Below are 24,421 nucleotides of genomic sequence, written 5' to 3'. Positions count from 1 at the left end.
TTTTACAGCAGGATCAGCGCTGCAAGGCCTAGGAAGGCGAAGAAACCTGTGAAGTCCGTGGCGAAAGTCACGAAAACTGAGGATGAAACCGCGGGGTCGCGGCCCATGCGCTCCAGAACCAGGGGCGCGAGCACCCCGGCCAGCGAGGCGACAAACAGGTTTATGATAAGCGCGAGCCCAAACGTGACGCTTAGCATCACGTCACGGAACAGGAAGTAGATCACGCCACCCGTTACGGCGGCTAGGGCCGCGCCGTTTGCGAGCCCCACGGCCATTTCGCGGAAAACCGTCCGATAGGCGTTGACCGAGGACAGCTCCTTGCTGGCCAGCGCGCGCACGGCGACGGCCAGGGCCTGGGTGCCGGCGTTGCCGCCCAGCGAGGCGACGATGGGCATCAGCACCGCCAGGGTGACCAGCTTGGCGATCTCGCCCTCGAAGGCGCGGATGACGCTGGCGGCCAGGGCGGCGGTTATGGTGTTCAGCGCAAGCCACGGAAGACGCGCGCGAATTATGTCCAGGACGTCGGCGTTCCGGCCGGCGTCGGACACCCCGGCCAGGGCGAGGATATCCTCCTCGCTCTCCTCCTGGATGACCCCGACGATGTCGTCGACGGTGATCTGCCCCACCAGCCTCCCGCCCGGCTCCACCACCGGCGCGGAGATCAGGTGGTACTTGTCGAAGATGTACGCGACCTCTTCCTGATCCATGCCGACCGGGATCTCGGTCACCGGCTCCATGATCTGGGCAAGGGGAGTGCTGCGCGGGGCCCGCAGCAGGTGGCTGACCGGCGTCCCACCGACAGGTTTATAGCTGGGGTCCACCACATAGATGTCGAAGAACAGCTCAGGCAGGTCGTCGGCTTCCCTGCGGAAGTGGTCGATCGTCTGGCCGACGGTCCAGAACTGAGGCGCAGCAACAACTTCGCGCTGCATGATGCGGCCGGCGGTCTCATCCTCGTAGGCCAGAGATGTCTCGATCGCAGCGCGCTCGGCCTCCGACATCGCGGCCAGGACCTGGGCGCGCTTGTCGTCCTCCAGATCGTCCACGACGTCAGCGGCGTCGTCCGAATCAAGCTCTTCAAGGGCTCGGGCGAGCGTGGCGGGCGCAACGGTCTCGAGAACGTCTTCGCGAATCTCGGTGTCGAGTTCGGAGAGGATCTCGGCCAGCGCCTCGGGCGCCAGGTGGGCCAGCACCTCGTCGCGGTACTCCGCAGACAGGAAGCCCATCAGGTCGGCGACGTCGGCCGGGTGAAGGGCGCCCAGCAATTCGCGCAGACGCTCGGCGTCGCCGCGATCGGCGGCATCCACCACCATCGCCACGAATTGGGGATTTAGAGCGTAGTCCTCGCCTAGGGCGAGGTCTTCAAGGTCTTCTTCGAGCTCAGGAGCAATCTTGCCAGCAGCTTCGGACAGGTCGGCCGTTTCGCGGCTCATGCTGACCTCCCTAGGCGTCGGACGAAGATGTGCTCTATCGCTGTTGAAGACCCTGATTCACTGGTGCGGTCGAGAAGACTCGAACTTCCACGGGTTGCCCCACAGCGACCTCAACGCTGCGCGTCTACCAATTCCGCCACGACCGCTCGTGGTGAGGCGCGGCAGGTAGCAAACCCCCGCAGCTTTGTGAAGCCCTACTGACCGCCTGCCATGAAGTCATACACATCTGCCGCACGCGTGACGGCGATCGAGATGCGATCTTCATTGATCTGAATCTCACCGCGGGCGACCGGATGGTTGTTCGCCAGGATCCAGACTTCCTCGTTCACGCCGGCGTCGAGGGGAATCACGGCGCCCCGCCCCATGCGCAGAAGCTGCTGCATCGGCAGGGTCGATCGGCCCAGCAGGACCGATATTTCGACGTGAACCTCGTTGACCTGACCCAAGACGCAAAGCCTTTGAAACACTAGACACAGGGCGAATGGGGCTTTGACGCGCCCGATCCGGTCACCACATTGGGTCCAACATGCTTGACCGCTCGTTAAACCTCTCGCCGAACGCCCCGATCTTCGGTCGCGACGATGGCCTCGCCGCCGAATGGGCCGTGTCGCGCCACCAAGTCCCCTACCCTGAGGCGGTGGCGGCCATGGAGGCCCGCGCAGCCGCGATCGCCGAGGGCCGCGCAGGAGAGCTCGTCTGGCTGCTGGAGCACCCGCCGCTCTACACCGCCGGCGTGTCGGCCAAGGATGGCGACCTGTTGGATCCGAATCGATTCCCGGTCTTCGCCAGCGGACGCGGCGGGCAATTCACCTATCACGGCCCCGGTCAGCGGGTGGCCTATGTGATGCTCGACCTGACCAAGCGTCGGCGCGACGTCCGGGCCTTCGTCGCCAGTCTCGAGGCCTGGGTCATCGGCGCCCTCGCCCGCTTCAATGTCGAGGGTGAGATTCGCGACGGCCGGGTCGGTGTCTGGGTCGAACGCAAGACGCCGGGATTTCCGACCCGCGAGGACAAGATCGCCGCTATCGGCGTGAAGCTGCGTCGATGGGTGTCGTTCCACGGCATTTCGTTGAATGTGGAGCCGGACCTCGGCCACTTCTCGGGCATCGTGCCCTGTGGGCAAACCGAGCACGGCGTCACCAGCCTGGTCGATCTTGGCCTGCCGGTGACGATGGATGAGGCCGACGAGGCGTTGAAGGCCAGCTTCAAGATCGTCTTCGGCGACGTCGAGGCGACCGAGCCGCCGATCTAGGCCGCCGCCGCCGGTCGCAGCGGATTGGGGCCAAAGCGATTGGCGCCCATCTCGCTTCCCATCACGCCCAGTTCGACCGCCGCCCATACCAGGGCGATACCGAACAGGAAGTCGAAGAAGCCCACCGGCTGCGGCCAGACCGCGACCAGCGCAAAGAGGATCAAGGCGGCCCACCAGCCCGATTTGCCGCGATCGTGCAGCCGCTTGGACAGCACGCAGGCGCCCGCATAGATCAGTGCCGGATAGACGAACCAGCCCGTCAGCCAGTGGAGCGTGACACCGACAACGGCCTCATAGACCGCGGCAAGGCCAAGCAGCACGACCGCAGCAATCAGAAACGGCGTGCGCGCGATGCGGCCGTCCGCCGACAGCAGCAGCGCTCCCCAATCGGTCTGGCCGTTCATGCCCCCTCCAGGCCTAGCGAAGTTTGACGGCGGTGCCCGCGGCCGTGACCATCAGCATGCCGTTGTCCACGCCCAGCGCCTCATAATCCAGGTCGACCCCGACCACCGCGTCGGCGCCCAGCTTCTCCGCCTCGTCACACATCTCGCGGATGGCGATGTCGCGCGCCTCGCGCAGCGCCTTCTCGTAGCCGCCGGCCCGGCCGCCAATGATGTTGGTGATCCCGGCGAACATGTCGCGGAAGATGTGCGCGCCGATGATCGCCTCGCCGCTGACCACGCCGATGGTGCGAGCGGTCTCGCGTTCGGCGACATGGGGTGTCGTAGTGGTGATCATGCCTGCATCCTCCGGCGACGCACTTTCGCGAACAGCTCAGGGACCTTAGATTGCACCCTATGAGCACGCCAGCCGCCTCCCCATCCGGATTTAATCTGACCGCCCCTGACGCGGCCGAACGCGCCAGCCTGGAGGCTGGTCTGTCGCAGGAAGAAGCGGACGTTCTGCTGCATCACGGCACCGAGGCGCCATTCTGCGGCGGCCTCCTCGATAACAAGGAAGACGGCGCCTACTGCTGCCGCCTCTGCGGGCTGCCGCTATTCCAGGCCAAGACCAAGTTCGAGAGCGGCACCGGCTGGCCCAGCTTCTTCGCGCCCTATGACGAGGCGCACGTGATCGGGGTGCGTGACGTCAGCTACGGCATGGTCCGCATCGAAACTCGCTGCGCGCGCTGCGACAGCCACCAGGGCCACGTGTTCCCCGATGGCCCGCCGCCGACCCGACTGCGCTATTGCATCAACTCGGTATCGCTGGAGTTCGTGGCCAACGGGACGCCGCTGCGCGATCCGCTCCAACGTGGCGACAACGCCGCCTTGGCGGGCGCAAAAGCCTGATGGCCGGCGCCGCTCACACCGGCGCCGACTTCTACCTGCACGTCAGGGTGATCATCGGCCTCGTGGTGGGCTTGTCGATCACCCGCTCCCTGGCCGGCTTTTCAGCCATGGTCCAGCACCCCGGTCGGCGCAAGCTGTACCCGATCCACCTGGCGTGGGCGGTCTCGGTCCTGCTGTCGGCCGCGCACTTCTGGTGGTGGGAGTTCCGGCTCTCGGACGTCTCCTGGACTTTCGCGCTCTACGCCTTCGTGCTGGCCTATGCGAGCCTCTACTACTTCCTGGCCTGCCTGCTGTTTCCCGACCACCTGGCCGAATACGCCAGCTTCGAGGACTTCTTCATCTCGCGGCGGAAGTGGTTCTTCGGCCTGCTGGCGTTGACCTATGTCGCCGACATCGCGGACACCGCGATCAAGGGCCATGACTACCTGGCCCACCTCGGCTGGGAATATCCGCTCCGGTGCCTGGCCTATGTCGCCCTCTGCGGCGTGGCGATGGCCACCACCAACCGGCGCTTCCACGCCGCCTTCGTGATCGCCAACCTGATCTACCAAGTCTCCTTCATCCTGCGGCTCTATTACGTGGAAGTCTGACCGCTTGGCGGACCGGGCGGAAAGCGCGCTAGGCTCCCGGCAAACAACGCCAGGGAGGCGACGCCGTGAAGGATTTCGCAGGTAGGACCGCCGTGATCACAGGCGGCGGAACGGGCATGGGCCGCGAACTCGCCCGCCAGCTCGCCGCCGAAGGCTGCAACGTCGCCATGTGCGACGTCTCGGCCAAGGCCATGGCCGAGACAGTTCGGCTCATCGAGGCCGACGGCAAGCCGCAAGGCACCAAGATCACCACTCACATCGCCGACGTTTCGCTGGAAGCGGCGCTGACCGCGTTCCGCGACGAGATGGCCGAGCAGCAGCAGACCGACCGCATCCATCTGCTCTTCAACAACGCCGGCATCGCCGGCGGCGGCAGCGTGATCGCCGACAGCCGCGCCTCGTGGGAAAAGACGTTCAATGTGTGCTGGGGCGGCGTCTATCTCGGGGTTCGCACCTTCCTGCCGATGCTCATGGCCGCCGACGAGGGCCACATCGTCAACACGTCCAGCGTCAACGGCTTCTGGGCCACGATCGGACCTAACACCTCGCACACCGCCTATGCCGCCGCGAAGTTCGCGGTGAAGGGCTTCACCGAGGCCCTGGTCACCGACCTGCGGCTCAACGCACCGCACATCAAATGCTCGGTCGTCATGCCAGGCCACATCGGCACCTCGATCATCGCCAACTCGCGCAAGGTCCAGTCCGGCTCCGATTCCGACGACCTGAGCGCCGAGGATCTGACCCAGGCGCGGGCGCGCATGGCTGCCGCGGGCATGGACCTAAGCCAGGTCCCCGACGACGCCATTCGCGCGATGTCGGCCGAAATGGCCCGCAGCTTCCTGGAGGATGCGCCGATGACCGCCTCTGCGGCCGCCAAGGTGATCCTCGACGGCGTCAAGGCCGAACGCTGGCGCATCCTCGTCGGCGACGACGCCCAGGCGCTCGACCAATGGGTGCGCAAGGATCCTGAACGGGCCTATGAGCCGGAGTTCTTCAACGACTTCGCCCGCGAGGTCGGATGGCGGATCGGCGGCTGACGGGTCAGGCGTCGAGTTTGGCCGCGACCATCTCAGCGATCGAACTGTCGAAATCGGCAGGATCCCCATCATCGAGGATCCAGGCCGCCGACAAGCCGCTGTAGGCCAGGATCCACATCAGCAACCGCCGCGGCTCCATGCCCGCGCGCGCCGACACCAGATCGAGATAGCGGTCGAGCCGGCCTGGAATGAGTGCGGTCGCGGTGTCGGGATTGCAGAACGGATTGGCATAGTCGAAGCCACGCTCGCCCAGCACGCCCTTGGGATCGATCGCCAGCCAACCCCGCGGCCCGAAGTCGAGGATGTTGGCGTGATGCACATCGCCGTGCAGCGGCACGACCTCGCGCGGCGTCGCCAGCAGCGCCTGAGCGGTCTCGTGCGCCTTGACCAGCACGCCGCCATGCCGGGACGCTCCCGGCCCCAAGGCCGCGAACCAGACATCCAGGGGGATCAGGCTCGCTGGCGGCGGTGTGGAGCGAGGCGCGTGCAAAACCGCGACGGCATCGCAGATGATGCCCGTCGCCACGTCGTCTTCATCCCCGCGGGACATCTTCGCCAGCGATCTTGGCCCTTCGGCCCGCTCAAGCAGGAGCGCCTCGTCCTGCCGCGCCAGGACCTGCGCCGCGCCCTGCCCGTTCCACCATTCCATCAGGGCCGCGCCGGCGATTTCCTCCGGCACGGTGGCGAGCTTGAGCATGGCGGCGCGGCCGGACCTGCGCACCGGCAGCAGCCAGCTGCCGGTGTACTCGGTCGTGAAGGCCTGGCCATCGGGAACCAGGTCCCAAAGATCCAGCCAAGGTTGAAATGAAGGCCCCGTCACGCCTGTCTATGTAGGAGCCTGACGCGGCGAGGCCAGAGGGGGTCCTCAGTTCTTGCGGTTGGCCGAACTGATCTGCGCGGCGTTGGCGCTGTCGCCGAAACCGGTCCCAGACCCGGTGATCGGATCGTTGCGCCGGACGCGCAGGTTGTTCTGTACGTGGGTCACGCCCGCCAGATCCTCGACCAGCCGCTCTGCCCGGTGCTTGCCCTCGCGCTCGGCGACGGTCCCGGACAGCGTGACCTCGCCACCTTCGACCTGAATGGCGATGCCGCTGGCGTCCAGCCACGGGTCGTCGGTCAGGCGATCATGCGCGTCCTCGCTGATCTTGGCGTCGGTTCGCTTGTAGCCGGTCGGTCCACGCCCGCGATGGTCGCCTTCACCTAGCCATGACGCGACCCGGTCGCTCGCCCGCTCCCAGAAGCCGCGGCGGTCGCGCTCGTCTTCGTAGTGGCCTGCGTGGTCAGGATGGTGATCGCCGTAGGCGACGCGATAGGCGCGTTCCTCGCCCCAATGGTCGGGACCGCCGTGGGGGCGCGCGTAGGCATATGACCCACCGCGCGTGATCGGCGCGTAGTCGTCGCCGCGCGGCTCACGGCGGGCGTAGTCGGCATAGTCCCTGCGCACTCGGCGCGCCATCCGCGCCTCATAGGCATAGTCGCCGGAATTGCGCGGGCTCGTGTAATTGACGCCGCTCTCGCGTTCGCCGAAGACATGCTCGTCGCGCCGAGGCTTGAAGCTCCGGTCACCGTAGAGGCCGCGTTCATGGCGGCTCTCGTCACGCTCGCCACGATAGCGCCCGTAGCCGCGCTCGCGGTCCATACGTTCCAGTTCTTCGCGCTCGTCCATCCATCGATCGGACATGGTCGTTCTCCCTGGTTTTCGTTTCGTCTTGCGAGCGTCAACGAGGGATCGCGGTCCAGGTTCCGAGAAGTTTGCGTGACCTGCGGCAGCGCTACAGCGGGATGTTGTCGTGTTTTTTCCAGGGATTGGAGAGCTGTTTTCCCTGGAGGTTCTTGAGCGCGTTGGCGATGCGCCGTCGGGTGGAGTGCGGCATGATGACATCGTCGATGTAGCCGCGGGAAGCGGCGACGAACGGATTGGCGAAGCGCTGCTTGTACTCGGCCTCGCGGGCGGCGATGGCCTCGGGATCGCCGATCTCGGAGCGGAAGATGATCTCGACGCCCGCCCTGCTCCTGCTTGGTGCCGGGCATGAAGCCGGGCACGTCGACGAAGGTCACCAGCGGGATCTCGAAGGCGTCGCAGAAGCGCACGAAGCGCGCGGCCTTCCTGGAGCTATCGATATCCAGCACCCCGGCCAGCACCTGCGGCTGGTTGGCGACGATACCGACGCTGGCCCCGTCGATGCGGCCGAAACCGCAGATGATGTTCTTGGCGAAGTCTGGGCTGATCTCGAAGAAGTCGGCCTCGTCGACGACTTTGAGGATCAGTTCCTTCATGTCGTAGGGCTTGTTGGGATTGGCCGGCACCAGGCTGTCGAGCGAGGNGGGCTGATCTCGAAGAAGTCGGCCTCGTCGACGACTTTGAGGATCAGTTCCTTCATGTCGTAGGGCTTGTTGGGATTGGCCGGCACCAGGCTGTCGAGCGAGGGCTCCAGCCGGTCGGAGCGGTCGAAGCTCTCGCGCACCGGCGGCTTCTCGCGGTTSSWSAGCGGCAGGAAGTCGACCAGCCGGCGCACCTGGGTCAGCGCCTCCAGGTCGTTCTCGAACGCGCCGTCGGCGACGCCGGACTTCAGCGCATGCACCCGGTAGCCGCCGAGCTCCTCGTGGGTGACCTCCTCGTGGGTGACGGTCTTCACCACGTCCGGGCCGGTCACGTACATGTACGAGGTGTCCTTCACCATGAAGATGAAGTCGGTGATCGCCGGCGAATAGACGTCGCCGCCGGCGCAGGGGCCCATGATCACGCTGATCTGCGGGATGACGCCGCTGGCCAGGGTGTTCTGCAGGAAGATGTCGGCGTAGCCGGCCAGGCCGTCGACCCCTTCCTGGATACGCGCGCCGCCGGCGTCGAACAGGCCGATGATCGGGGCCCCGACCTTCAGCGCCTGCTCCTGCACCTTAACACCAGCCGGCCGTTGATCCGGCCCCAGCCGGTCACCACCCCATCGCCCGGCACCCGGTTGTCGGCCATCCCGAAGTCCACCGCCCGGTGCTCGACRAACATGTCGAACTCCTCGAACGAGCCCTCGTCCAGCAGCAGGTCCAGACGCTCGCGCGCCGTCAGCTTGCCCTTGCCGTGCTGGCTCGCAATCCGGCGCTCGCCGCCGCCAAGACGCGCCTCTCCACGGCGCTTCTCCAGCTCTTCAAGGATGTGCTTGGCGCCGGTCGGCGCGAGGTTGCGAACGATCGAGTTCAAGGACCTGGCCTCAAGTCTGCCGCGCCATCGAAAGCAGGCGCGATCCTGCGATAGGCGCCACGGCAGGTGACGTCATGTGAATAGAGGCGCTATTGTGAAATTCACGCTTCACAAATTCACATTCTGCAAAGTTGCAAATGTCCCAAAAGCTGTTCGTCGGACCAAAAGTACGCCGCCTGCGCGAGGGCCGGGGTTGGAAGCTGGAGCCTTGCGCAGCAAGGCTTGGCGTCTCGGTCAGCTACCTGTCTCAGATCGAAGCCAACCAGCGCCCGGTCACCGCGCGGGTGCTGATTTCGATGATGCGAGTGTTCGATGTGGACGCTGCGTCGCTCGATGCGGACGACGATCAGCGGATGATTGCGGACCTGCGCGAAGCGACGGCGGAATCGGCGGCGGAGGCGCCGGCGCCTTCGCTGGCGGAGCTCAAACTGGTGGTGACCAACGCCCCCAGCTTCGCCCGGCACTATCTCGATCTGCACCGCGCCCACCGGCGCGCGGGGGAGCGGTTGAGCGCCACCGACGAGGCCTTGGCCCTGGACGAGACGGTCGCGGCCAGCGCGCAGCTGCCCTACGAGGAGGTGCGAGATTATTTCCATTACAAAAACAATTACATCCATGCCTTGGACGTGGCCGCCGAGCAGCTGCACGCCAAGTGCGGCCTGGCGCCTGAAATTCCGTTGGAGGCGGCGCTCGAAATCTATCTGCGCGACAGGCTGCAGGTCAGTGTCCGGCGGGTGGCGGAGGGCGCCCTGATGCGCCGCTACGATCCGGGACGGCGAGAGCTGACGCTCAACATGGCCCAGCCGGCGGAGACCCGGACCTTCCAGATGGCCTGCCATGTCGTGGCGGCCGAGCTTGGCGAGATCATCGAAGCCGAGTTGGAAGCCTCAGAACTGCGCAGCCCTGCGGCGGTGGACATTTGCCGGATCAGCCTGACCAACTATGCGGCGGGCGCCCTGGTCCTGCCCTACGAAGCGTTTCGGCAGGCGGCGCAGGAGCTGCGTCACGACATCGACGCCCTGACCCTTCGCTTCCAGTCCAGCTTCGAGCAGACCTGTCACCGGCTGAGCACGCTGCAGCGCCCGAGCGCGCGCGGTATCCCGTTCTACTTCGTGCGTGTCGATCCGGCCGGCAACATCACCAAGCGCCATAGCGCCACGCGCTTCCAGTTCGCGCGGTTCGGCGGCACCTGTCCGCTGTGGAACGTCCACGAGGCGTTCGGCCGCGACGGCCGCATCCTGACCCAAGTGGCGGAGATGCCGGACGGCACCCGCTATCTCTGCCTCGCCTGGAGCGTGCTCAAGCGGTCAGGCGGCCATGGCACGCCCGATCGCCGCTATGCGCTCGGGCTCGGCTGCGAAGTCGAATACGCTGACGCCCTGGTCTATTCGGACGGCGTCGATCTGAAGGGCCCGGCGGCGAGGATCGGGGTCAGCTGCCGGATCTGCGAGCGGGACGATTGCCTGCAACGCGCGTTCCCGCCCGTGGACCGGAGCTTCCGGGTGTCGCGGACCGAACGTTCGATCGTGCCGTTCTCGCTAAGCTAGAGCAGCCAGGCCCGGATCAGGTAGCTGAGGGCGCCGACTGTCAGCACACCCGCCAGCCACAGGCCGACGAACCACGCCAGCCGCCGCCATGCTGACGGTGAGGGCGCGGCCATCAGTGATAGCCCTCCTCGCCGACCTTGCCGCGGAACACCCAGTAGGCGTAGCCGGTGTAGGCCAGGATGATCGGGATCAGCACGACGGCGCCCACCAGCATGAACATCAGGCTGATGTCTGGAGCCGCGGCGTCCCAGATCGTCACGGCGCCGGGGACGACATAGGGGAACATGCTGATTCCCAGGCCGACGAAGCTGAGCAGGAAGAGGGCGAGCGCGAGCAGGAACGGCCAGCGTTCATGGCCCTTGCGCAGGCTGCGGAAGAACAGCACCGCGCCAATCAGCACCATCAGCGGCACCTGGGCGGTGAGCAGCACGCTCGGCCAGGCGAACCAGTTCTCGTAGTACGCGCCCTTCAGAAATGGCGTCGCGGCGCTGACGGCGGCGATCAGCACGATCGTGCCCGCGCCGAGCCAGCCCGACATGCGCCGCGCGTGGGACTGCATATCGCCCTCGGTCTTCATCACAAGCCAGGTCGCGCCCAGCAGCCCGTAGCCGACCACGAGACTGACGCCGGTGAGGAGGCTGAACGGGGTCAGCCAGTCCCACCAGCCGCCGGCGTACTGACGGCCCTCGACTGAAATCCCTTGAAGCAGTGCGCCCAGGGCAACGCCCTGGGCGAAGGCGCCGATCACCGAGCCGCCGGTGAAGGCGAGGTCCCAGAATGGTCGGTGCGCCGGGTCGCGCCAGCGGAATTCGAAGGCCACGCCGCGGAAGATCAGCGCCAGCAGCATGGCGATGATCGGGGCGTAGAGCGCCGGGAGCACGATGGCGTAGGCGAGGGGGAAGGCCGCCATCAGGCCGCCGCCGCCCAGCACCAGCCAGGTCTCATTGCCGTCCCAGACCGGCGCGACCGAGTTCATCGCGGAATCCCGCTCTCGGCCCGGCTTGAAGGTCGGGAACAGGATGCCGATGCCGAGGTCGAAGCCGTCCATCACCACATAGGCGAAAACCGCGAAGGCGATGACGAAGGCCCAGACGGAGGGGAGGTCGAGGGTCACGAGGCGTCTCCCTCACTGGTGCGGTGGACCGGGATGCCAGGCGCTGGCGTGATTCCGGCGGTACGCACCGGATGGTCGGGCGCTTCATCGAGGCCGCGTTCGCCGGGGTGCGGCGGGTGGCTCATGAGCTTGAGGATGTAGCCGGCGCCGGCCGAGAAGACGACGAAGTAGACGACGACGAAGGCCAGCAGCGAGGCGGCCACAGCAGGCGCGTCCAGCGGCGCGGCGGACTCTGATGTCCGCAGCAAGCCGTAGACCGTGAAGGGCTGGCGTCCTACCTCGGTCGTCACCAAACCGGCCAGCACGGCGACGAAGCCGGATGGACCCATGACCAGGGCGAAGCGGTGGAGCCAGCGCCAGTCGTAGAGCTTGCTCCGGGCGCGAGCCAGCAGGCTGACCGCCCCCAGGGCCAACATCAGCATGCCCAGTCCGACCATGATCCGGAACGACCAGAAGACGATCGAAACAACGGGCCAGTTCTCGCGCGGGACCGTGTCGAGGCCGGCCAACGGCGCGTTCGGGTCATGCTTGAGGATCAGCGATGAGGCCTTGGGTATGGACACTGCGGCGTGGACCGTGGCGGCCTTCTCGTCCGGGATGCCGAACAGGATCAGCGGCGCGCCGTCCGGATGGCTCTGGAAATGGCCTTCCATCGCCATGACCTTGGCAGGCTGGTGCTCCAGGGTGTTCAGGCCGTGCATGTCGCCGGCGAAGATCTGGATTGGTGCGGCCACGGCGATCATGCCCATGGCCATGTTGAACATCACCCGCGCCCCGGCGTTGCCCTTGTCCTTCAGCAGATGCCAGGCGCCCACGGCCCCGACCGCAAGGGCTGTCGTCAGGTAGGCCCCGAGCACGGTGTGGACGAGCCGGTAGGGGAAGGACGGGTTGAAGATGATCGCCATCCAATCGGCCGGCTCGAACTGCCCGGCGGCGTTCATCACGAAGCCCTGGGGGGTCTGCATCCAGCTGTTGGCCGACAGAATCCAGAAGGCCGAGATGAAAGTGCCGATCGCGACGGCGAGGGTCGCCATGAAGTGCAGCTTCGGCCCGACGCGGTTCATGCCGAACAGCATCACGCCCAGGAAGCCAGCCTCCAGGAAGAAGGCGGTCATCACCTCATAGGCCATCAGGGGGCCGATCACGGGACCGGCCTTGTCGGAGAACACCGACCAGTTGGTGCCGAACTGGTAGGACATGGTGATGCCCGAGACGACGCCCATGGCGAAGGCGAGGGCGAAGATCTTCAGCCAGTACTTGAAGAGGTTGAGGTAGACCTCCTTGCCGGTCTTCAGCCACAGGGCCTCAAGCACCGCCAGGTAGCTGGCGAGGCCGATCGAGAAGGCCGGGAAGATGAAGTGGAAGGAGACGGTGAAGGCGAACTGCGCCCGCGCCAGGGTGAGCGCGCTGATGTCGTCAAACATCTGCCGGGCCCTCGTCTTTCGCGCGACGCCGCGACTTGCCGCCGGCGACGACCTTCAGCCTATCCTTGATCTCGAACACCTTCTGCACCTTTGAGCCTACCTCGAGCAGTTGGATCAGCGTCTGCGTCTCAAGCTTCTGGATGTCTTCCGACCAGCGGGTGATGAGCTCGATAAGGCCGTGCATCTCGGCCATGCGCTCCTGGGCGTGTCGCTCTCCTGCGGTGGCCGGCGTCTCGACCAGAGCCTGGCGCAGCATTGAAAGGGTTGGGTCGATCTCCCGCTTGCGCCGTTCCTCGGCCAGAATGCGCACGATCTCCCAGATGTCCTCCGGGGTCGAGAAGTACTCGCGGCGGTCGCCCGGCTTGTGCTGAAGCTTTACGAGCCGCCACGATGACAGCTCCTTGAGCCCCATGCTGACGTTCGAGCGCGAAAATCCGAGCTTTTCGGTTATGTCGTCGGCGTTCAGCGGCTCCTCCGCGAGGAACAGCAGGGCGTAGATCTGGCCGACCGTGCGGCTGATGCCCCAGCGGCTGCCCATCTCTCCGAAGTGAAGAACGAAGGCCTGGGTGAGGGGAGGCAGATTCATTTTCATGAACTTTCAGGAATTTCTGAAAATAGGAAAATGCCACCGCGCGGTCAAGAGATCGGCGCCTGGCCGGAGGGGTTGCTGGCTGGGCCCGAGGGAACCCGTGCCGAGGCCAGGGGCTTGGGTTCCTATGCGCCTGATCGCCTTCGCCACTGACTATGACGGAACCCTGGCTCACCATGGCCGGGTGGACGCGCCCACGATCACAGCCCTGGAGCGCCTGAAGGCGAGCGGCAGAAAGTTGCTGATGGTGACCGGCCGCGAGCTGCCGGACCTGAAGCAGGCCTTCGATAGGCTCGATCTGTTCGATGTGGTGGTCGCTGAGAACGGCTCGCTGCTCTACTTCCCAGCCAGCCAGGAAGAGCAGCTCGTCGCCGACGAGCCGCCGCCGGAGCTCATCGCGGCGCTGCGCGAGCGCCAGGTGGAGCCGCTGTCCGTGGGCCGCGGGATCGTCGCCACCTGGGAGCCCAATGAAGGCGCGGTGCTCGATGCGATCAGGGAGAGTGGCCTGGAGTGGCAGATCATCTTCAACAAGGGCGCGGTCATGGTCCTGCCGGCGGGGGTCAACAAGGCGACGGGCCTGGCCGCCGCACTTGAGGCGCTTCGGCTCTCGCCATTGAACGTGGTGGGGATCGGAGACGCCGAGAACGACCACGCCTTCCTCACCGCATGCGGCTGCTCCGTGGCCGTCGCCAATGCGCTTGATGCCGTCAAGGCCACCGCGGCCTTGGTCACCTCAGCCGATCACGGGGCAGGGGTGACGCAAGCCATCGACGCCCTGCTCGCCGAGCCATCGCCGCTCGTCGCGGCGGCCGCGTCGGCGCGCGCGATTGCGATTGGGCCGGACGCCGACGCCGATCTGGCTCCCGACCGCGGCGGCGTGCTGATCGCCGGCTCATCGGGCTTCGGCAAGTCGACCCTGGCCACGGCGCTTATCGAGAAGCTTGAAGCGCAAGGCTTCCAGATGTGCGTGCTCGATCCCGAGGGCGACTACACCGAGCTCGAGGGCGCGATCGTCTTGGGCGACGCCAAGCACGAACCCGTCGCGATCGAAGCCATGGGTGTGCTGGAGAATCCGGCCAGCCCGCCCCTGGTGATCAACATGCTGGGCCTGAAGGTCGCCGACCGGCCCGCGTTCTTCCGCGAGACCATCGCGCAGATCTGCAAGCTGCAGGTCGATAGCGGGCGTCCCCACTGGCTGGTGGTCGACGAGGCCCATCACATGCTGCCCGTGGCCGAGGCCGGCGAGGTGCTTCCACCTGAGCTCTCTGCGGTCATATATGTCACGGTGCACCCCGACCAGATGGCGCCCGCGGCGTTGCGGACGGTTCGGACGCTGCTGTGCGTAGGGCCCAAGGGCGCCGACGTGGCGGCGAGCTTCTGCTCGGCTGTGGGGATCGAGGCGCCCGACATGCCAGATCCGCCCGACGAGGATCAGGTGCTCTACTGGGATGTTGCGTCAGGCCAGCCGCCGCGCTGGATCGTCGCCGACCCTCCGCATCAGGCGCGCAAACGGCACACCCGGAAGTATGCCGAGGGGGAGCTAGGCGCCGACAAGAGCTTCTATTTCCAAGGGCCGGACGGCGCTCTCAACCTGCGCGCCCAGAACCTGATCGTGTTCCTGCAGATGGCCGACGGCGTCGACGATGCGACCTGGCTGCATCATCTCCGCCAGGGCGATTACGTCCGATGGTTTCGGGAGGCCATCAAGGACGACGAACTGGCCGACGAGGCGCTGGGCGTCCAGGACGACGGCGATGCGAGAGCCAGCCGCGAGGCGATGCGGGAAATCATCGAGCGACGCTACACCGCGCCGGCTCAGACCTGACGGCTTAGCCAGCCGAGCAGGTCGTCGACGACCTCTTCGCGATTGGTCTCGTTCAGCATCTCGTGGCGCCCTTCCGGGTAGACCTTGAATGTCACGTCCAGGCCAGCGGCTCGGTAGGCGTCGATCAGCGGCGTCACCGCCGCCAGGTTGTTGTTGATGGGATCGCGATCACCGACGAAGACGTAGACCGGCATCGCTGGCCGAACCGAACTGAGGTCGGGCTGGAACAGCGCCTTGGCCGCGACGCTGTAGAACGAGGCTTGCGAAGCGTCGTTGAAGCGAATTCCGCAGAAGGGATCGGCGATATAGCGATCGACCTCGGCCTCATCGCGGCTGAGCCAGTCGTAGTCCGTGCGGGGCGAGGGGAAGGCCCCATTGGCCGGGCCCTCCATCCGCGGGCCAGGACCCGAGGTGCCCGAAAGCACAAGCCCGTCGATCAACTCTGCGTACTGGCTCAGATAGGCCTGGGCGAATATCGCGCCCATGGAGTGGCCCAGCAGGAAGAGCGGAAGGCCTGGGTGCTCCCGGCGCGCCAGGGCTGACAGCTCCGCCATGTCGGTGACGCATGCTTCGGCGCCGCCAGGGCCGAAGTCGCCGAGGTGGCTCATGCCTGAGGTCTGGCCATGGCCGCGGTGATCGGCGGCGTAGATGAGGAAGCCCGCCTCTGTGAGCGGCGCTAGGCGCTCGCGATAGCGCCCGGCGTGCTCGCCCGCCCCGTGGGCGAGCTGAAGCAAGGCGCGGGGAGGCGCGTCCGAACCCCACTTGAAGCCCGCAAGGGCCGTGCGGTCAGTTCCGAAATAGCGGAAGCGGGTTTCATTGAGAGCCATCGGTTCCTCCAGGCGGCGAAGCTAGAGCAGTCGCGGATAGCGCCGCCAGGATCAAGCTCCGGTCGGTGGAGCCGTGTCCTCGATGATCTGGCGAATGCGCGTCGCCAGATGCTCCATCGCGAAGGGTTTGGTGATCATCGCCATCCCGGGCTCCAGAAAGCCTGACGCCAAGGCCGCGTTCTCCGCGTATCCAGTCATGAACAGGACCTTCAGCTCAGGGCGTCGCGCCCTGCCTGCGTCCGCCACCTGACGGCCGTTGAGGCCGGGTAGGCCGATGTCGGTGATGAGCAGATCGATGCGGCGGCGAGAATGCAGCACGTCCAGGCCCTGCTGGCCGTCCGCCGCCTCGATGGCGCGATAGCCCAGTTCGCTGAGCACCTCGACGATCAGGCCGCGAACCACCGGCTCGTCCTCGACCACCAGCACCGTCTCGCCATCCTCAGCTCCCTGCGCCGAACTGAACTGGGGAAGATCCTCCTCGGCGTCCGCATCCCCGCGGTACCGCGGCAGATAGAGCTTGAAGGTCGTGCCCTTGCCCACCTCGCTATAGATCTTCGCATAGCCCTGAGACTGCTGCGCGAAGCCGTAGATCATCGAAAGGCCAAGGCCGGTTCCCTGGCCGATCGGCTTGGTGGTGAAGAAGGGTTCGAAGGCGCGTTCGATCGTGGCCGCGTCCATGCCCACGCCGGTGTCGGTGACGCAGATGCAGACATATTGGCCCGGGCGTACGTCGCGCAGCTGGGCTGCATACCGCGTGTCGAGATGGGCGTTGCAGGTCTCGATCGTCAGCTTGCCGCCGTCGGGCATGGCGTCGCGCGCGTTGATCGCCAGGTTGAGGATCGCGCTCTCCAGCTGGTTGGGGTCGCACTTCGTGGACCAAAGCCCAGCGGCGATGACCAGTTCGAAGTCGATCCGCTCGCCCAGGGTGCGCCGCAGCAGGTCCTCCATCGATCCGACCAGCGGATTGACCCGCACTGGGCGAGGATCGAGCGGCTGGCGCCGGGAGAAGGCGAGAAGCCGATGGGTGAGGGCTGAGGCCCGGTTCGCTGAGGTCATCGCGCCGACGATGAAGCGGTCGAGTTCGCCGATCCGCCCCTGAGCCACGCGCTTCTGGATGAGGTCCAGACTTCCGGTGACGCCCTGCAGCAGGTTGTTGAAGTCGTGTGCGATGCCGCCGGTCAACTGGCCGACAGCCTCCATCTTCTGGCTCTGGCGCAGCGCCTCGGCGACGGCTCGTTGTTCGGTGATGTCGCGTGCGACGGCGTGAATGCGGCCCTGATCTGGGACTGCCGTCCAGTCCAGCAGGCGATAGGCGCCGGCCTTGGTGCGGTAACGGTTTTCAAAAGCCCAGGTGGTCTCGCCTCCGGCCAGCTTGATGACCTCGGCCACCGTCCTGTCGACGTCCTCGGGGTGTATGAAGTCGACGAGCTGAGCGCCGATCAGTTCGGCTTCGCTCCAGCCGAGCATGCGCTCGACGGATGGGTTCACCGAGGTGATCCGCCCGCTGTAGTCGCTGATCAGCATGAGGTCCTGCGACATCGACCACATGCGGTCGCGATCGCGGTTCGAAGCGGCTTCAGCGAGCTTCTGCTCGTGGATGTCGGTGTTGGTCCCGATCCAGCGAAGCAGGGAGCCGCCCGGATCGCGGACGCCGATGGCGCGGGCTAGATGCCATCGCCACGTGCCGTCGACGGCTCGGAGGCGGAACTCGGACTGGAAGTCCCGGCCAGATCGAAGTGTCGAGAACCAGGCGGCCTGCGCCGCCCCGAGATCTTCCGGGTGAACCCATCTCGTCCAGCCGATCCCGTCCAGGGCGCCCTCCGGCGCGCCGGTGAAGGTATAGAACTGAGCGTTGAACCAGTCGGCGTAGCCATCGGGCCGGGCCGTCCAGGCCTGGTTCGGCATCGCCTGGGCCAAGGCTTCGAACTGCGCCTGACTGGCGAGCAGCGCGCGCTCGGCGCTGCGTCGATCGGTGATGTCCTGCACGACCCCCGCCAAGCGGACGACCGCGCCCTTCGCGTCTCGCTCGTACTCGGCCCGGCGTGCGATGATCCGTTCGACCCCGTCGCTGTGCCTGCGGATGCGGTACTCGACTTCCTTGTCCGCCTCGCCGGCCGCGCGCCGGCGGGTATCCAGGACGTTGGCGGCGTCACCGGGAAGGACGAGCTGTTCGATCTCGGTCACCGGAAAGCGAGAACGCTCTGGCAGACCATAGATCCGGCACAGCTCAGGAGTCGCCGTGATCTCGTTGGTCGCGAAATCGAGGGAGAAGACGCCGACGCCGCCGGCTTGCTGCGCCTGAGCCAGCTGCTGGGCGGCCTGATGGGCTTCGGTGCGATCGCGCAGAACCTTGACGAAGCCAGTGACGACGCCCGCAGCGTCGCGCACGGGGGTGAGCTCCCCGCTCCCCCAGAACTGCTCGCCATTGCTCCGGCAGCGCCAGCCCTCGCTCTGGGCGTGCCCGTCCTCCAGCGCCATTCGACGCTCGTTTGCGTCGACGCCGGCCTTCCGGTCTTCCTCGGAGAACACCATCGAGAGGTCGCGGCCACGGGCCTGGCTCTCGCTCCAGCCTAGAAGCCGCTCAGCGCCCCGGTTCCAGCGCATGATCCGCCCATCGAGATCGGTCGCGATGATCGCATAGTCGGATGCGCTGTCGATGATCTCGCGGTTTAGCGCCTCGCTCTCGATGACTTGCCGTTGCGCCTCGCGGCGATCGGTGACGTCGGAGCCCTGGACGAAGATGCCCACGACCGCGCCGTGCTGGTCCTCGACCGGCTGGAAAACCAGGTCGATATAACGGTTGTTGCTCGGCCCGCCCGGCGTGGCCTGCACGGCGTAGAGCGCGGACTCGGCGGTATAGGCCTGGCCGCTAGCGAACACCTCGTCGAGATGTTGGCCGAAGCCTTGTTCAACGGCGTCCGGCAGGGCTTCGGCGACCGTCTTGCCCACCACGTCGCGGCGGCCGATCAGGCGCTCATAACCGGGGTTCGTCAGGACAATGCGGTGCTCGGGGCCTGCCAGCATCGCCATGAAACCTGGCGCCTGCTCGAACATGAGCCGCAGACGCTCCTGCTCGGCTTCGCGCCACCGCTGCGCCTTCAGCCGCTCGGTGGTTTCAACGACGATGGCGATGATACCGAAGGGGCGCCCTGCCTCGTCGAACACCGGGGAGTAGTCCAGGTCCGCCCAGATCGTCTCAGGTTGGCCGTGCCGGTGGAGGACGAGTTCCTGGTCCTTGAACGCCAGGGTGCCGCCGGCCAAGCCGACCTTCAGGACATGGGCGTTGAAATCGGCGACCTCATGCCAGCCCTCCAGGACCTTGGAGCCCAGCAGCTTCGGATGGCGCCCGCCCGCGAAGACCGCGTAGGCGTCGTTGTAGATCATGATCCCGTCGGCGCCCCAGAGGCTGACGATCGGAACATGGGATCGCAGGATCAGGTCGACGCTGGTGCGCAGGCTTTGCGGCCAGGCGTCGAGCGGCCCGAGCGAAGTCGAACCCCAGTCGAACCTGCCGATCAGGCCGGCGAGCTCGCCCCCGGAATTGAGAAACGGATAGGCCGATCCCCCGTCGAAAATGGCATGCGTACGCAGAACTTGGCCCTCACCCCCGAAACACCGCAGCAGCAACGCACGATCAGTAGGTTGGTTCGCGGATAACCCGTTGTAGGGCGAAAGGCGCCGCTTGGGTCCGACTTGCGGTGAGGCGGACTAACATTGGCTTGGGTTCCTCTGCGCCGTTGAGCGCGGTGTGGGGATGCGGAATAGAAAGCAGGGGCGAAATCCCTCACGAAATGGCGTAGAAGCGCGCGTCCAGCGGCCAGCCCAATTCTCCAAGTTGCATGACGAAACACGCTATATTTCAGCCCTATAGGCTCTCCGTCGCCCCGATGATGGACTGTACGGAATTGTCTTTTAAATCAATGAGATATGGGTGGTTGCGTGCAGCGTTCGTGCGCGAACGTTCTCGCAATTTTTCGCGTTTGTTCGAACCGCACCGAGCCCATCGCGGCCGGACCGATCAAGAAAGCTGTCGGGCCGCCGGGTAGCGGACTTTGCCCTGGCGGAGCACTCGCGCAGTCCGGAGCGAGTTAGGCTGAACCGCGCGGAGCGTTCGTGATGCTCAGTGGGGACTTAGGCGCGCTTAGGCCGCATGCGGCCGAATGAGTTCTCCGCCGTGGGACCGCTCCATGGCGTGGGTAATCCACCCAACCACGCGCGCCGGGCGCGTGAGGATGCCTTAGTCCTCGGGAAGTCCGAGGCCACGGCCGACCAGATGGCCGACCAGCACGAAGTCAGACTCCGCTCTGGTCGTCTCGCGGACTGCAGCGTTGGCCCGCTCGATGCGCTTGAAGTCCTCGCCGGTGCGGGGCGGCGAAGTTGCTTGCGACGGTTCGCCGCTTGATCAGACCGGCCGCTCCCAGTAGCGCCGCCTTTGCAGACTCCGATGACGTACCTAGCCTCACCCGCAGCCTTGCGCGTGAATTCGATCACCACGGGGTCGTTCTGAACCTCGGGCGGGTTCATCCCGACCGCGAAGACGTCGAGCGCCGGCGGGCAGGTCGCGAAGGCCGGATGCGCATGCCCTCCGAAGGGTATCGTTCGCTGAGCCGCAAGCCGACGAACGCCGCAGACGACCTCTGCCGGGGCCGCATCGTCTTCATTCAGGAAGGCGGCGACTTTCCCTGGACCTTGCCGCTCTTCGGAACCACCGTGCTTGAAGAGCTCTTGGGCATTGGTACCGGCGCGGTTGATCCGCACCTTGCCTATCACAAGGCGCTGGGCGGCCAGGCCCACGAGGCGGCGGCTATTGACGCTGCAAGTGCAGAACCTCCGACACATTCCCAGGCCGGCCTGACGCCTGCGCCCTCGAGGCTCGGATAGCGTCGCGCGCGGCCCCTCGCTCCTAAACCGTCCACCTGTGCGCAGCCCTCACGGGTGCTGCGCATGAAAGGCCGCGCCGTGGGCCGTGATCATGGCCAGGAAGGTCAGACATTCATCAGTGGTTCAAGATTGTACGATTGACTAAAATTGGTCGCACATCATAGAGTTCGGCGAACACGCGTAGGAGCGGCCGGTGCTTGATAGGTGGAACGTGCGCAGGCCCGCGCTGACGGGCGCGATACTCCTGAGCCTGGCGGCGCCGGCGTCGGCGCAAATCGCATCGCCGGCCGTGGAGCCGGAGACCATTCCCGCGCAACCGACTCTCCCGAAAGTCTACCCGCAGAGCTGGGTGTTCGTTCACGACCTGAACGGGACATCGGTCATCGATGGCCGCGTCGCGGTGGTCGATGTCGGCGCCGGTGAACCCAATCTGAAGGGGCATATCCGGGCCGCGCAGTTCGCGGCCATGGTGCAGGGCATGGGCGTACCTGACGTGCGTGCCCGGCGTCGCCTCGGCGCCCCAGGGCGATCAGGACCTCGCCGACGTTTGCTGCGGCGCTACGACGGCGCGCAGCTTCCCGTCAGTTTCAAGCCCTACACGGCCGCCGAGATCGCGGCCGGTCGCCGAGCGCCGCTTCGCGCCGATGCGGCGCGCGTGCGCCGAGAACTCATCGCCCACCTGGGCGCCCACCCATAACAACGAGGGGATAGACGTGGGATTCAAATCTGGACTTCTGGCTGCGACGGCGATCATCGGGTTTGCGCCGGCCCTGGCGCAGGCGCAAACGGGCGGTGCGCCGGACGAGCCTGAAATCGCTGAGGTCACCGAGATTGTCGTGACCGCGCAGAAGCGTTCCGAGCGGCTGAGCGATGTGCCCGTTTCGGTCACCGCGCTGGGGGAACAGCGGCTGGCTGCACAGCATGTCTCCGACCTCTCCGACCTGACCACCGCGGTGCCGAACCTGCGCGCGATCACCACGGTTGGCGAGGATACGCCGATCTTCTCGCTCCGCGGCGTATCGATGTCGGATTACAGCCTGAACCAATCGGGTCCGATCGCGACCTACTACGACGAAGCTTACATCGGCAATTTCGCCGCGTTCGGCGTCTCGATGTTCGACCTCGAACGCGTCGAGGTCCTGCGCGGGCCGCAAGGCACCCTCTATGGCCGCAACTCCACCGGAGGCGCCGTCAACCTGATCGCCAAGAAGCCGGTCTTCGAGAACATCGGCTTCCTCACGCTCGGGTACGGGAATTACGATCGGAAAGAAGCCAGCGGCGCCATCAACACCCACTTCGGCGACCAAGTAGCGGTGCGGTTGGCGTTCTCGGGCACCCACGCTGACGGCTGGATCAATAATCTCATCGGGCCGGACCTCAACGGGACGCGCGGCGTCGGCGGTCGGCTCTCGGTTCTGTACCAGCCGAGTGACGCCTTCGACGCGACACTACGCCTCTCCGCGAGCTACGCCGACCCGCGAAACCCGGCGGTGGTGGCGGACGTCGGGCCGCTGGGCGTCGGCGCCGGCGCCTACGAGTTCTTCCGCCAGACGTTTCCGGCCTCGAACACCAAGACGGACTACTTCCGAACCGGCCTCGATCACTACACCGTGGAGTCCGACTATACGCCCCGTCGCAAAAACCGGGCGCAGGGCGCGTCACTGAACATGAACTGGCGTCCTGCCGAAGGCCTCACGATCACGTCGGTGACGTCGGCGAACAAGGGCGTGCTATTGGTCCCGCAAGACACCGACGGGAGCCCCTACGAGACTCTCACGATCACCTACTATGATCGCGTCAAGCAACTCGCTCAGGACCTGCGCGTCACCTACGAGGCGTCCGACCGGTTCAAGGTGCTGGTGGGCACGTATGCGAGCCGAGAGAATGTCTACAACTCGACTCTGCAGACCTTCTACATGGACCTCGACACAAACGGCGACGGTCTGCGCAACGGGGCCGACTGCCTCGCGACCATCCCACTCGCCTGTCAGGTCCAAAACAGCTTCGACCAGAAGAAGACCAGCCTGGCCCTCTATGGCGACGCCACCTACAAGCTCACCTCTGACCTGAGCCTGCGCTTCGGCCTGCGCGGGACCGATGACAAGGGCGACCAAACCAACTTCAGGTCGGTGGCCGCCGGCGCCGACGACGTGTTCTTCCTGAACCTGATCCCGGGCTCACCGGACGTTAATGCCACGACGAGCCAAAGCTTCCACGACAAGGACCTCTCCGGGAAGCTCGGGTTGGAGTGGCGGCCTGTCGCGGGGACTATGGTCTTCGCTAACCTTTCCCGCGGCTATCGCGGTAGCAGCTTCGCGGCGCAGGCCTTCTACGATCCCTCGGAACTGACCGTGGCCAAGCCTGAGATCCTGGAGGCCGTGGAAGGGGGCGTGAAGACCCAATTCTTCGACCGCCGCCTGCAGGTCTCCGCGACGGCATTCTACTACAGCTACAAGAACCAGCAGTTCATCAACGTCGATAGCGCCAGCGCCCTGCAGCAGCTGTTGAACCTGCCGAAGTCCCGTGTGTACGGCGCCGAGCTGGAGTTCACCGCGGTTCCGACCTCGGGGCTGACGATCTATGGCGGGGTCGGTCTGCTCTCGTCGCGCATCCTCGAGGGGACGGCGAGCGGCATCGACGTCCGCGGCAACCAGCTGGCCAACGCCCCGAAGGTCAATGTCAGCCTGGCCGCGGATTGGCGTGTGATCGACGCTGAGTGGGGACGCGTGACGATCCATGCCGACGCAGTCGCCACCTCGAAGCAGTACTTCGACGTCTTCAACAACGACGCCCAGGCGCAGTCGTCCTATGCGCTCTTTGGCGGACGGGTCTCCTACACTCCCGCCAACTCGCCGATCGAGCTGGCCGCCTGGGTGAAGAACATCGGCGACAAGTTCTACTACACGTCGCGGATCGACGTCTCCGGCGTCGGCTTCACCTACCAGAACTTGGGTGAGCCCCGGACCTTCGGCGTTACGGCGACCTATCGGTACTGAACCCGGACGCGGCGCCGGCTGGTCCGGCGCCGCGGCTTTGCTCCCTCTACTCATGTCGGTTGAAGCCTTGCATCCACAGCACCCGGTGTCGGGCCATCGAGAGTCCGCAGCAGAGCCCGTTGATGTCCTGATCATCGGCGCGGGATTGACTGGGATTGCCCCCGGCTTCCACCTGCGGCAGCTCGAACCGCGCCAGGACTTCCTCATCGTTGACGCCGAGGCCAGCTTCGGTGGCGCTTGGCTTGCGCACAACAATCAGCGGCCTCTTCGCCCTTGGGTTCGGGTTCAAGGCTTGGACCGGTCCCCAGATCGCGTCGGGCGAGGATATCCGGCAGTACCTCGACGAAGCTGTGCAGGAGCACGGTCTGCTCCTGCACATGCTTGGCCAGCACCCGTGCGTAGGGGCCGCCTTTGACCA

22 protein-coding genes, 1 tRNA gene and 2 pseudogenes are annotated in these 24,421 nt (G+C 65.9%); 9 read left to right on the top strand and 16 right to left on the bottom strand.

Annotation, left to right across the window (positions count from 1 at the left end; translation table 11 throughout):
• Positions 1-2: 2 nt before the first annotated feature.
• From mgtE to ASC79_RS00420, 3 genes are all read right to left on the bottom strand, one after another.
• Entirely contained in the window at positions 3-1,433 is a 1,431-nt protein-coding gene (gene mgtE, locus ASC79_RS00430; RefSeq protein ID WP_056018163.1) for a magnesium transporter, read from the bottom strand.
• Positions 1,434-1,494: 61 nt separating this feature from the next.
• Positions 1,495-1,579: transfer RNA gene (locus ASC79_RS00425), tRNA-Leu, on the bottom strand.
• Between the two features lie 48 nt (positions 1,580-1,627).
• Positions 1,628-1,936 (bottom strand): FliM/FliN family flagellar motor switch protein, encoded by a 309-nt coding sequence (locus ASC79_RS00420; protein ID WP_156378294.1) that lies wholly within the window; start codon positions 1,934-1,936, stop codon positions 1,628-1,630.
• Between the two features lie 23 nt (positions 1,937-1,959).
• Here ASC79_RS00420 and lipB point away from each other — a divergent pair, with 23 nt between their 5' ends.
• Entirely contained in the window at positions 1,960-2,685 is a 726-nt protein-coding gene (gene lipB, locus ASC79_RS00415; RefSeq protein WP_056018158.1) for a lipoyl(octanoyl) transferase LipB, read from the top strand.
• On the opposite strand, the gene ASC79_RS00410 is transcribed toward lipB, so the two are convergent.
• Together ASC79_RS00410 and ASC79_RS00405 are read right to left on the bottom strand one after the other, a co-directional pair.
• Positions 2,682-3,089, bottom strand: coding sequence for a DUF805 domain-containing protein (locus ASC79_RS00410; protein WP_056018156.1), 408 nt, complete (start codon positions 3,087-3,089; stop codon positions 2,682-2,684). The two genes, lipB and ASC79_RS00410, sit on opposite strands and share 4 nt — an antisense overlap.
• A 13-nt stretch (positions 3,090-3,102) precedes the next feature.
• Positions 3,103-3,423 carry a heavy metal-binding domain-containing protein gene (locus ASC79_RS00405; protein ID WP_056018155.1) on the bottom strand — a complete coding sequence of 107 codons (321 nt, stop codon included), beginning with the start codon at positions 3,421-3,423 and terminating at the stop codon, positions 3,103-3,105.
• Positions 3,424-3,482: 59 nt separating this feature from the next.
• Here ASC79_RS00405 and msrB point away from each other — a divergent pair, with 59 nt between their 5' ends.
• The 3 genes from msrB to ASC79_RS00390 all read left to right on the top strand — a co-directional run bounded on the left by msrB (position 3,483) and on the right by ASC79_RS00390 (position 5,604).
• Entirely contained in the window at positions 3,483-3,977 is a 495-nt protein-coding gene (msrB, locus tag ASC79_RS00400; protein WP_056018153.1) for a peptide-methionine (R)-S-oxide reductase MsrB, read from the top strand.
• On the top strand, positions 3,977-4,567 hold the full coding sequence (locus tag ASC79_RS00395) for a hypothetical protein (RefSeq protein WP_056018151.1): 591 nt from the start codon (positions 3,977-3,979) through the stop codon (positions 4,565-4,567). Before msrB ends, ASC79_RS00395 begins: the two co-directional genes overlap by 1 nt.
• Positions 4,568-4,632: 65 nt before the next feature.
• A complete protein-coding gene (locus ASC79_RS00390; protein ID WP_082531877.1) occupies positions 4,633-5,604 on the top strand; it encodes an SDR family oxidoreductase in 972 nt (323 codons plus the stop codon).
• Positions 5,605-5,608: 4 nt separating this feature from the next.
• Here ASC79_RS00390 and ASC79_RS00385 read toward each other — a convergent pair whose 3' ends face one another.
• The 4 genes and pseudogenes from ASC79_RS00385 to ASC79_RS21430 all read right to left on the bottom strand — a co-directional run.
• Positions 5,609-6,424 carry an aminoglycoside phosphotransferase family protein gene (locus ASC79_RS00385; RefSeq protein WP_056018147.1) on the bottom strand — a complete coding sequence of 272 codons (816 nt, stop codon included), beginning with the start codon at positions 6,422-6,424 and terminating at the stop codon, positions 5,609-5,611.
• A gap of 45 nt (positions 6,425-6,469) precedes the next feature.
• The gene (locus ASC79_RS21245) at positions 6,470-7,285 is read right to left on the bottom strand and encodes a BON domain-containing protein (RefSeq protein WP_082603932.1); all 816 of its coding nucleotides are present in this window, start codon (positions 7,283-7,285) and stop codon (positions 6,470-6,472) included.
• Positions 7,286-7,376: 91 nt separating this feature from the next.
• Positions 7,377-7,928, bottom strand: a pseudogene (locus ASC79_RS21435) (carboxyl transferase domain-containing protein); the annotation flags it as partial.
• Between the two features lies 1 nt (position 7,929).
• Positions 7,930-8,800 (bottom strand): annotated as a pseudogene (locus ASC79_RS21430) (acyl-CoA carboxylase subunit beta); the annotation flags it as partial.
• Between the two features lie 137 nt (positions 8,801-8,937).
• Between ASC79_RS21430 and ASC79_RS00365 the strand changes: the two are divergent.
• Positions 8,938-10,347, top strand: a complete 1,410-nt coding sequence (locus ASC79_RS00365) for a short-chain fatty acyl-CoA regulator family protein (RefSeq protein WP_056027362.1) — start codon at positions 8,938-8,940, stop codon at positions 10,345-10,347.
• Here ASC79_RS00365 and ASC79_RS21425 read toward each other — a convergent pair.
• From ASC79_RS21425 to ASC79_RS00350, 4 genes are read right to left on the bottom strand one after another with little or no spacing between them, the layout of a single operon-like run.
• Entirely contained in the window at positions 10,344-10,460 is a 117-nt protein-coding gene (locus ASC79_RS21425; RefSeq protein ID WP_235528862.1) for a DUF2474 domain-containing protein, read from the bottom strand. The two genes, ASC79_RS00365 and ASC79_RS21425, sit on opposite strands and share 4 nt — an antisense overlap.
• A complete protein-coding gene (cydB, locus tag ASC79_RS00360; RefSeq protein WP_056027359.1) occupies positions 10,460-11,461 on the bottom strand; it encodes a cytochrome d ubiquinol oxidase subunit II in 1,002 nt (333 codons plus the stop codon). The genes ASC79_RS21425 and cydB overlap by 1 nt, the downstream gene beginning before the upstream one ends.
• Complete coding sequence (locus ASC79_RS00355) at positions 11,458-12,885, bottom strand: cytochrome ubiquinol oxidase subunit I (RefSeq protein ID WP_056027357.1); 1,428 nt, start codon at positions 12,883-12,885, stop codon at positions 11,458-11,460. The genes cydB and ASC79_RS00355 overlap by 4 nt, the downstream gene beginning before the upstream one ends.
• Positions 12,878-13,471 (bottom strand): GbsR/MarR family transcriptional regulator, encoded by a 594-nt coding sequence (locus ASC79_RS00350; RefSeq protein ID WP_056027355.1) that lies wholly within the window; start codon positions 13,469-13,471, stop codon positions 12,878-12,880. Before ASC79_RS00350 ends, ASC79_RS00355 begins: the two co-directional genes overlap by 8 nt.
• A gap of 130 nt (positions 13,472-13,601) precedes the next feature.
• On the opposite strand from ASC79_RS00350, the gene ASC79_RS00345 reads away from it, so the two are divergent.
• Positions 13,602-15,299: an HAD family hydrolase gene (locus ASC79_RS00345; protein ID WP_056027352.1), complete on the top strand. Its 1,698-nt coding sequence runs from the start codon at positions 13,602-13,604 to the stop codon at positions 15,297-15,299.
• On the opposite strand, the gene ASC79_RS00340 is transcribed toward ASC79_RS00345, so the two are convergent.
• Both ASC79_RS00340 and ASC79_RS00335 read right to left on the bottom strand, forming a co-directional pair.
• The gene (locus ASC79_RS00340; protein WP_056027348.1) at positions 15,290-16,126 is read right to left on the bottom strand and encodes an alpha/beta fold hydrolase; all 837 of its coding nucleotides are present in this window, start codon (positions 16,124-16,126) and stop codon (positions 15,290-15,292) included. The genes ASC79_RS00345 and ASC79_RS00340 overlap by 10 nt on opposite strands.
• Positions 16,127-16,177: 51 nt before the next feature.
• A complete protein-coding gene (locus tag ASC79_RS00335; RefSeq protein ID WP_056027345.1) occupies positions 16,178-19,753 on the bottom strand; it encodes a PAS domain S-box protein in 3,576 nt (1,191 codons plus the stop codon).
• A 750-nt stretch (positions 19,754-20,503) separates the two neighbouring features.
• Here ASC79_RS00335 and ASC79_RS20950 point away from each other — a divergent pair.
• From ASC79_RS20950 to ASC79_RS00320, 3 genes are all read left to right on the top strand, one after another.
• Positions 20,504-21,007: a hypothetical protein gene (locus ASC79_RS20950; RefSeq protein WP_156378519.1), complete on the top strand. Its 504-nt coding sequence runs from the start codon at positions 20,504-20,506 to the stop codon at positions 21,005-21,007.
• A gap of 193 nt (positions 21,008-21,200) precedes the next feature.
• Positions 21,201-21,704: a hypothetical protein gene (locus ASC79_RS00325; RefSeq protein ID WP_156378518.1), complete on the top strand. Its 504-nt coding sequence runs from the start codon at positions 21,201-21,203 to the stop codon at positions 21,702-21,704.
• A 16-nt stretch (positions 21,705-21,720) separates the two neighbouring features.
• Positions 21,721-24,003 carry a TonB-dependent receptor gene (locus ASC79_RS00320; RefSeq protein ID WP_056027336.1) on the top strand — a complete coding sequence of 761 codons (2,283 nt, stop codon included), beginning with the start codon at positions 21,721-21,723 and terminating at the stop codon, positions 24,001-24,003.
• A gap of 46 nt (positions 24,004-24,049) precedes the next feature.
• On the opposite strand, the gene ASC79_RS00315 is transcribed toward ASC79_RS00320, so the two are convergent.
• A complete protein-coding gene (locus tag ASC79_RS00315; RefSeq protein WP_056027332.1) occupies positions 24,050-24,253 on the bottom strand; it encodes a hypothetical protein in 204 nt (67 codons plus the stop codon).
• Positions 24,254-24,421 lie beyond the last annotated feature (168 nt).

The sequence above is a fragment of the Phenylobacterium sp. Root1290 genome (genome assembly GCF_001425305.1).
In the GTDB taxonomy this organism is placed as follows: domain Bacteria; phylum Pseudomonadota; class Alphaproteobacteria; order Caulobacterales; family Caulobacteraceae; genus Phenylobacterium.
This window is presented reverse-complemented; position numbering and strand designations above follow the sequence as displayed.

Excerpts from the sequence above, each read along its gene's own strand:
- ASC79_RS00340 (WP_056027348.1), bottom strand. The coding sequence starts at position 16,126 with ATGGCTCTCAATGAAACCCGCTTCCGCTATTTCGGAACTGACCGCACG.
- ASC79_RS00395 (WP_056018151.1), top strand. The coding sequence starts at position 3,977 with ATGGCCGGCGCCGCTCACACCGGCGCCGACTTCTACCTGCACGTCAGG.
- lipB (WP_056018158.1), top strand. The coding sequence starts at position 1,960 with ATGCTTGACCGCTCGTTAAACCTCTCGCCGAACGCCCCGATCTTCGGT.
- ASC79_RS00350 (WP_056027355.1), bottom strand. The coding sequence starts at position 13,471 with ATGAATCTGCCTCCCCTCACCCAGGCCTTCGTTCTTCACTTCGGAGAG.
- ASC79_RS21425 (WP_235528862.1), bottom strand. The coding sequence starts at position 10,460 with ATGGCCGCGCCCTCACCGTCAGCATGGCGGCGGCTGGCGTGGTTCGTC.
- msrB (WP_056018153.1), top strand. The coding sequence starts at position 3,483 with ATGAGCACGCCAGCCGCCTCCCCATCCGGATTTAATCTGACCGCCCCT.
- ASC79_RS00410 (WP_056018156.1), bottom strand. The coding sequence starts at position 3,089 with ATGAACGGCCAGACCGATTGGGGAGCGCTGCTGCTGTCGGCGGACGGC.
- ASC79_RS00365 (WP_056027362.1), top strand. The coding sequence starts at position 8,938 with ATGTCCCAAAAGCTGTTCGTCGGACCAAAAGTACGCCGCCTGCGCGAG.
- ASC79_RS21245 (WP_082603932.1), bottom strand. The coding sequence starts at position 7,285 with ATGTCCGATCGATGGATGGACGAGCGCGAAGAACTGGAACGTATGGAC.
- mgtE (WP_056018163.1), bottom strand. The coding sequence starts at position 1,433 with ATGAGCCGCGAAACGGCCGACCTGTCCGAAGCTGCTGGCAAGATTGCT.
- ASC79_RS00405 (WP_056018155.1), bottom strand. The coding sequence starts at position 3,423 with ATGATCACCACTACGACACCCCATGTCGCCGAACGCGAGACCGCTCGC.
- ASC79_RS00355 (WP_056027357.1), bottom strand. The coding sequence starts at position 12,885 with ATGTTTGACGACATCAGCGCGCTCACCCTGGCGCGGGCGCAGTTCGCC.
- ASC79_RS00345 (WP_056027352.1), top strand. The coding sequence starts at position 13,602 with ATGCGCCTGATCGCCTTCGCCACTGACTATGACGGAACCCTGGCTCAC.